Source organism: Microcoleus sp. B7-D4 (genome assembly GCF_036705125.1).
Classification (GTDB): Bacteria; Cyanobacteriota; Cyanobacteriia; order Cyanobacteriales; family Microcoleaceae; genus Microcoleus.
This window is the reverse complement of sequence record NZ_JAUBTT010000235.1, coordinates 1-2,312: the sequence shown is the minus strand read 5'-3', so window position 1 is coordinate 2,312 and position 2,312 is coordinate 1. Positions and strand designations below refer to the sequence as shown.

The 2,312-nt window shown below is 39.2% G+C and carries 3 protein-coding genes; 1 reads left to right on the top strand and 2 read right to left on the bottom strand.

Annotated features, from left to right (window positions below):
* Window positions 1–68: 68 nt before the first annotated feature.
* Window positions 69–686, bottom strand: a complete 618-nt coding sequence (locus tag QUB12_RS37070) for a hypothetical protein (protein ID WP_333311082.1) — start codon at window positions 684–686, stop codon at window positions 69–71.
* A gap of 97 nt (window positions 687–783) precedes the next feature.
* Here QUB12_RS37070 and QUB12_RS37065 point away from each other — a divergent pair.
* Window positions 784–1,829 (top strand): IS630 family transposase gene (locus QUB12_RS37065; RefSeq protein ID WP_333311080.1). Its coding sequence is split into 2 segments (ribosomal slippage): window positions 784–1,176 and window positions 1,179–1,829, totalling 1,044 coding nucleotides; the frame shifts between segments, so codons are not numbered across the junction.
* Window positions 1,830–1,873: 44 nt separating this feature from the next.
* On the opposite strand, the gene QUB12_RS37060 is transcribed toward QUB12_RS37065, so the two are convergent.
* Window positions 1,874–2,233, bottom strand: a complete 360-nt coding sequence (locus tag QUB12_RS37060; RefSeq protein ID WP_333311078.1) for an MvdC/MvdD family ATP grasp protein — start codon at window positions 2,231–2,233, stop codon at window positions 1,874–1,876.
* Window positions 2,234–2,312: the final 79 nt, after the last annotated feature.

Sequence of the window (2,312 nt, the reverse complement as noted above, 5' to 3'; positions counted from 1 at the left end):
ACAACAAACTACATTGAAATTTAGTCGGATTTAACTGTAGCATATTTTGGGTTCCAGTTAAGATGCGTTTACCCTGGCGCTAAATCTTCGATGAGTTCCACCATTGCGCGAACCATAGGCATTTTAGTAAGAATTTCGATCCAATACCACTGTCCATTGGGATTGAGTTCGATAAAATAGAGGGTGTCGTCCTCGTCGCGAATGATATCGAATGCACCAAAATTTAAACCAAACTCGTCAAGCATTTGATGAAGTTTGTTGAGGTAATCCATTGGCAACTTGTCAAGAACGTGAACGAGTTTATCTGGTTCGATAACGCGCCAATCCAAAGTCACGTCTGCATCGTTGGTATGCTGGGCATCAATGCGACAAACAAAATCATGCTTACCAATTAATGTAACGCGATATTCTGCCTTCTTTTGAATGCGTTTCTGAATAAAAACAGGCGCTAATCGAATGCTCTCTCGAAATGCTTCAAGTGTTTCTACATCAATGGGGCGAGTATAGCAAGCATACTGCTTTTCATCATGTAGGAATCCAGAGTAGCGCATCGGTTTGACAATGCACTTACCCTGTTGTGTCACAAAGTTGCAAGCAGCATCGTAGGAATTGGTTACGAGTGTTGGAGGGATAGTAATTCCCAGTTTTTGAGCAATTGGAATCTGATTGATGCGATGGGAAGGCAATCTAATTTTGTAGTAGTTAAGTAGGTCGGCGCAAAAAAACCGAACTATGTTAAGATAAGTAAACAAAAAGAATATATCTACGGAGGTAACTCAATATATGGGCGCTAGATTAAGGGTATTCCTGACTCAAGAGCAAGACAAAACTCTATTAAAACTGAGAACTGCTGCTGTACCACAAAAAGTCAAAGATAGAGCAGAAGTAATTAGATTAAATGCACATGGCTGGTACGTTGAAAAAATAGCTGCTCATTTTAACTGGACTCCACAAACAGTGAGAGAGGTTTTACATAAATGGTCGAATCTAGGCATGGAAGGGCTTTGGGAGTTGCCTGGTCGAGGGGCAAAGCAAACGTGGAAAGAGGAAGATATAGAGTTTTTAAAAGAATGCCTCAAAAACGAATCACGTACATATAACAGTCTTCAATTAGTCCAGAAATTAGAAAAAGAACGTTCTGTTAAACTAAGTGCCGATCGATTAAGACGGATACTTAAAAAAAAAGGTTTATTTGGAAACGAGCGAGAAAAAGTCACAAAAAAAAACAAGACCCGATAGTACAAGAAACGAAGCAATCTGACTTAGATATGTTGCAATTAGAGGCAGACGCGGGAGGAATTGACTTAAAGTATCTAGATGAATCAGGGTTTTGTATGTGGAGTGAACCCGGTTATACTTATTACCCAATAGGTGAGCAAAAACGGTTAGAACAAACGAAACGGCGTGGTCGTAGACTAAGTATTATCGGACTTCTTCAACCTGACATAAGTTTTGTCTACGGTTTAGTAATTGGGGGTGTCGATCGAAAAGCTTATATCAAAATGATGGAACGAGAAGCCCAGGAAGCTGCTGAAATTGGACGACCGAGAGTAATCGTACAAGACAATGGCCCAATACACCGATGCAAAGAAGTCCAAGAGTTATGGCCGCATTGGGAAAAGCAAGGTTTATATATCTTCTTTTTGCCCAAGTATTGTTCGGAAATGAACCCCATTGAATTGGAGTGGCAACACATTAAGAAAGATGAGTTAGCAGGACAAATGTTTGATGATGAATTAGAACTAGCCTATGCCGTAATTCATGGAGTAGAAGTTAGAGGACAAAGGGGAAATTACACTACGCAACGTCTTAAGTTTAACTCCAATTAGGTAACTTAATATTTTGTTACATAGATTGGTTTTTTCCCGCCTACCTACTTATTGACCCACCTCGCTTTGGGATATAAGCCAGACAGAGAGTACATTAAAGATTCTGTTTCTTCTTGACAATACTTGATTGCCCAAGCATCATCAACTTCTGGAAACACTTGATAATCTTCTGGTTTTCGCCACCAAATCACGCCAACATCTTGAACTTCTCTCAAAGAGTCTTCAAAGGACAAAAAACTTTGAGTGGGATTGCCAGAAGCTTGCCACGAGTAAGCATATTTGCTTTTTTGAATAAAACTTTCTGAATTTAATCGAATTGCTCGAATATTTGATTTTTGCAATTGGTTGATAACGACATCCGCATGAATGTCAGTCTCGGAAGTCACGATTAAAAGGTCAGTCATAGCGGGACTTAAACATAAAATACGATAAAAATAGGTTATAATGCTTACATAGCAAGCATATAACGTTAAAAAATGACCC